General features: G+C 70.6%; 6 protein-coding genes. 3 read left to right on the forward strand and 3 right to left on the reverse strand.

The window, feature by feature from the left end; all coding sequences use genetic code 11:
• A partial coding sequence (locus tag FJV41_RS48215) for a PEGA domain-containing protein (RefSeq protein WP_141649359.1) occupies positions 1-510 on the forward strand: 510 nt, incomplete at its 5' end.
• A gap of 103 nt (positions 511-613) precedes the next feature.
• Here the strand turns inward: FJV41_RS48215 and FJV41_RS48220 are convergent.
• Entirely contained in the window at positions 614-1,357 is a 744-nt protein-coding gene (locus tag FJV41_RS48220; RefSeq protein ID WP_141649360.1) for an SIR2 family NAD-dependent protein deacylase, read from the reverse strand.
• A 105-nt stretch (positions 1,358-1,462) separates the two neighbouring features.
• Here FJV41_RS48220 and FJV41_RS48225 point away from each other — a divergent pair, with 105 nt between their 5' ends.
• A complete protein-coding gene (locus FJV41_RS48225; protein WP_141649361.1) occupies positions 1,463-1,948 on the forward strand; it encodes a GAF domain-containing protein in 486 nt (161 codons plus the stop codon).
• Positions 1,949-2,020: 72 nt separating this feature from the next.
• Here FJV41_RS48225 and FJV41_RS48230 read toward each other — a convergent pair whose 3' ends face one another.
• Positions 2,021-2,932 carry a pseudouridine-5'-phosphate glycosidase gene (locus tag FJV41_RS48230; RefSeq protein WP_141649362.1) on the reverse strand — a complete coding sequence of 304 codons (912 nt, stop codon included), beginning with the start codon at positions 2,930-2,932 and terminating at the stop codon, positions 2,021-2,023.
• A gap of 60 nt (positions 2,933-2,992) precedes the next feature.
• On the opposite strand from FJV41_RS48230, the gene FJV41_RS48235 reads away from it, so the two are divergent.
• The gene (locus FJV41_RS48235; protein WP_306440956.1) at positions 2,993-3,940 is read left to right on the forward strand and encodes a DMT family transporter; all 948 of its coding nucleotides are present in this window, start codon (positions 2,993-2,995) and stop codon (positions 3,938-3,940) included.
• A 13-nt stretch (positions 3,941-3,953) separates the two neighbouring features.
• On the opposite strand, the gene FJV41_RS48240 is transcribed toward FJV41_RS48235, so the two are convergent.
• Positions 3,954-4,215 (reverse strand): helix-turn-helix domain-containing protein (locus FJV41_RS48240; RefSeq protein ID WP_281291641.1); only part of this gene is annotated, 262 nt, incomplete at its 5' end.

Raw genomic sequence — 4,215 nt, forward strand, 5'->3', positions numbered from 1 at the left:
ACCCCGCCGCCTCCCCCACCCGAGCCGGAGGGCATGTCCACGGGCAAGAAGGTCGCGTTCGTCGCGGTGCCGTTGGTGCTGCTCGGCATCGGCGCGGCGGTGGTGCTGGGAGGAGGCCAGGGTGGCGCCAAGCAGCCGGCGACCCAGGTCGTCGAGGTCCCTCGGGACAGGCCGACGAGTCCCTCGGGGGCCACGACTCCGGTCGATGCCACACCGCAGGCGCTTCGGGTGAAGTTCAACTCGACGCCGTCCGGGGCCGCCATCTACGAGGGCGAGGAGCAGATCGGCACCACGCCCATCGAGCTCATGCTGCCGCGAGAAAAGTCCCACCAACTGAGCTTCCGCCTCGCGAACCACAAGTCCGAGGAGCGCTCGCTCAACTTCAGCCGCGTCGCCGGAGACAGCCAGACGGTGGACGTGACGCTGGAGCCCATCCGCGCCGCGACGCCGCCCAAGCCGAAGCCGCCTCGGCCCGCCAACACCGGGCAGGATATCAACGTCTTCGAGTAGCGCCCGCCGGCTCCCGTGCGCACCGGGAGCCGTCATGCGGCGGGGCTCGCGTCCCAGGCACGGGCGTGCTGCCCGGGAGCGCACGGCCCGCCATGCGGCGGACTCAGACGAGTCGCCCCAGCTTCGGGAGCACCTCACCGCTCTTGCCCTGGACGGAGTGCTCGAAGCGACGGGAGTTCTCCGCGGGGTCCAGGTTGACGAGCCACGTCTCCCCGCCCGCACCGCGCACCTGATCTACCATGCCCGCGGCGGGGTAGACGGCGCCGGAGGTGCCCGCGGCCAGGAAGACGAAGCGCCCGCCGGAGCTGGCGGCGCGCAGCGAGAAGTTCTGGATGCGCTCCAGGTCCGCGGGGTCCAGGTACTCGCCGAACCAGACGATGTGGGGCCGCAGCAGGCTGCCGCAGTCCTTGCACCCGGGCACCGTGCCCGCCGCGTACACGGTGGTGTCCTCGAAGGGTGCGCGCTGGCACTCGTCGTTGCTACAGCGCGTCTTGAAGAGGTTGCCGTGCATCTCCACCACGCGCTGGCTGCCCGCACGTGAGTGCAGCCCATCTACGTTCTGCGTGGCCAGGAGGAAGCGGTCGCCCAGGTGACGCTCCCAGGAAACCAGCGCGTCATGGCCGGGGTTGGGCGAGACGCCCGCGGCCCCTGCTCGCCGCTGGGAGTAGAAGCGCCACACCCGCAGCGGATCCTTCGCGAAGCCCTCGGGCGAGGCCACCTGCTCCACGGGCTGGTCCTCCCAGAGCCCGTTCATTCCTCGGAAGGTCGGGACTCCGCTCTCGGCGGAGACGCCCGCGCCAGTGAGGACGAGCAGCCAGGTATTCGAATCGAGAAGGAGCGTTTCCACGGTGCCTCCTGTGCGGCGTGGGATTCAGGATATGAAGCGTGGGACGACGATGACCGCGCCGGGCCCTGACGGGCGGGTGCGGAGACCTGGCTCGAGGACCCCATCATGGCGGAAATCACCCTGGACCTGCGCGCGGCTCCCAAGGCGCAGGCCTACGAGGAACTGCAGCAGCACGTTCAAGCAGCGCTCGCCGGCATCGACGACCCCATCGCGGGCATGGCGACGATGAGCTGCCTGATTCACCACGCCTTTGGCCACCTATGGACGGGCTTCTACCGGGTGGTGACGCCGGGGAAGCTGCTCCGGGTGGGCCCCTACCAGGGCACGCTGGGGTGCCTCGAAATCAAGTTCGGCCAGGGCGTCTGCGGCGCCGCCGCGGCAAAGGGCGAGACGCAGGTGGTGGCGGACGTGCACGCCTTCCCGGGGCACATCGCCTGCGACGCGCGCTCCGCGTCGGAAATCGTGGTGCCGGTGTACGGGAAGAATCGCGAGCTGCTCGCGGTGCTGGACATCGACTCCGCGAGCAAGTCCACCTTCGACGAGGTGGACCGCCAGCAGCTCGAGACGATGATGCGCTGGTTCCAGCAGTAGCCGCGCCGCGCATCCATCGAAGGCCCCCGAGGGCGCGGCGGGAAGACAGCGCCCGCGCCCCAGGGAGCAGGTTCAGTCGCCGCGTGCGTAGGCCACGGCGAGCTGACCGGCGAAGCGGGCGTTGTTCACGAGGAGCGCGAGGTTGGCCTTGAGCGTCTTGCCGCCCGTGCGCTGGCCCAGCTCGCGCAGCAGGAAGGGCGTCACGTCCTTGCCCCGGATGCCCTGGCGCTCGGCTTCGGCGAGCGCGGAGGCGATCTGCAGCTCGACCTCATGGCGAGGCAGCGCGGTCTCCTCCGGCGGCGGCACGGTGTAAAGCACCCCACCCTGCCCTAGCGTCTCGAAGCGGGCGCGAGCGATGCGTGCGGCGGTGGCCACGTCATTCACGCTGTGCTCCAGCGTGATGCCGGAGTCACGGCTGTGGAAGGACGGCAGCTCTCGGGTGCCCACGCCGATGACGGGCACTCCCGCTGTCTCCAGGAGTTCCATCGTCTTGGGAAGGTCGAGCACGGACTTCGCGCCCGCGCACACCACTGCCACGGGGAAGCGGGCCAGCGCGGCGATGTCCTGGGAGATGTCCCAGTGCTCCGAGGCGCCCCGGTGGACGCCGCCGATGCCCCCCGTGGAGAAGACACGGATGCCGGCCGCGGCGGCCAGCTCACACGTGGCGCTGACGGTGGTGCCACCGGAGGCGCGGGTGGCCACGGCGATGGCCAGGTCGCGCGAGCCGAGCTTCAGCAGGGGCTCCTTGCCCTCCGCGAGTCGGCGCAGGGCCGCGTCCTCCAGGCCGATGCACACCACGCCGTCCACCACGGCGGTGGCGGCGGGCACGGCACCGGCGCGACGAATGGCTTCCTCGCAGGCTCGGGCGGCGGCGAGGTTGTCCGGATAGGGAAGTCCCTGGGCCACCACACTCGTCTCCAGGGCGACGACGGGCTGCCGCGAGTCGAGGGCGCGACGCACCTCGTCCGAAAAGCGTAGGTCCATGGCGCGCGATTAAGCCACGGCGCGGCATGGGGACAAGCCGAGCGGCGGGGAAACGTCGGCTTGCACGAAAGGACGCTGGGTCTTATTCCCTCGCGCGACGTGTCCACATCCGCCGCCAGTGTCCCTGCTGCGCCGCCCCGCGCCTTCTCGGCCTCCGACCTGGCCATCCTTGGTGTCGTCGTTGTCTGGGGCACCAACTACACGGTGGTGAAGGAGGCCCTGGGGGTGATTCCTCCCCTGGCCTTCATGTCGGTGCGTTTCGCGGTGGCCTCGGTGGCCATGGCGGTGTTGCTGCTCGCGGTGGAGGGGTGGAAGCCGCTGCCGTGGCGGGTGCTCTTCAAGCTCGGGATGCTCGGACTGGTGGGCAACACGGCGTACCAGCTGAGCTTCATCCTGGGGCTGGCGAACACGACGGCGGCCAACAGCGGGATGCTGGTGGCGGTGACGCCCGTGCTGGTGGCGGCCCTGGGCGCGGCGCTGGGAGTCGAGCGGCTCAACCGTCCGCTGGTGATGGGCATGTCGCTGGCGGTGATGGGAATGCTGCTGGTGGTGGCGGCACGTGGCCCGTCACTGGGCACGGACACCCGGCTGGGAGACGGGCTCATCCTGGTGGCCTGCGTCTGCTGGGCCATCTACACCGTGGGCATCCGCTCGCTGGGCAACGAGGTGTCGGCGCTGCGCATCACCGCCCTCACCATGCTGGCGGGGGCTCCGGGAGTGGTGCTGGCGGGAGCGCCGGCGGTGCTCGCCCTGGACGTGGGGAGCATCGGCTTCAGTGCTCGGGCGGGCGTGGTGTATTCGGCGCTGATTCCGCTGGTGCTCAGCTACTTCATCTGGGGGCGCACGGTGCAGCAGGTGGGCAGCGCACGCGCGTCGCTCTACAACACGGGAGTGCCCATCGTGGCCGCGCTCACCGCGTGGGGCGTTCGTGGAGAGAGGCCCACGCTGCTGCAGGGATTGGGCGCGGCGCTCATCATCGGCGGCGTGGTGCTCAGTCGCGGGAAGTGACACGGGTGAGCGGCTAGCGCCCGTCTTCCCCCCGTCGTCCCCGCTCCACCGCGAGGCCGTACTCCTCGATCTTCTTGTCCAGCGTGGGGCGGCTGATGCCCAGCAACGCGGCGGCCCGGACCTTCTTGCCGCCGGCTTCTCGCAGAGCCTCGGCGATGGCGTCGCGCTCCAGCCGTCCCACGCGAGACTGGAGCGTCTGGGAGTCGCTGGCCGGGCCGCCCTGCTGGACCTCTGGAGGAAGCTGCAGCGCCCCCACCCTTCCCCCGGCGTAGAGC

It is taken from the genome of Myxococcus llanfairpwllgwyngyllgogerychwyrndrobwllllantysiliogogogochensis, from assembly GCF_006636215.1.
Lineage (GTDB): Bacteria > Myxococcota > Myxococcia > Myxococcales > Myxococcaceae > Myxococcus > Myxococcus llanfairpwllgwyngyllgogerychwyrndrobwllllantysiliogogogochensis.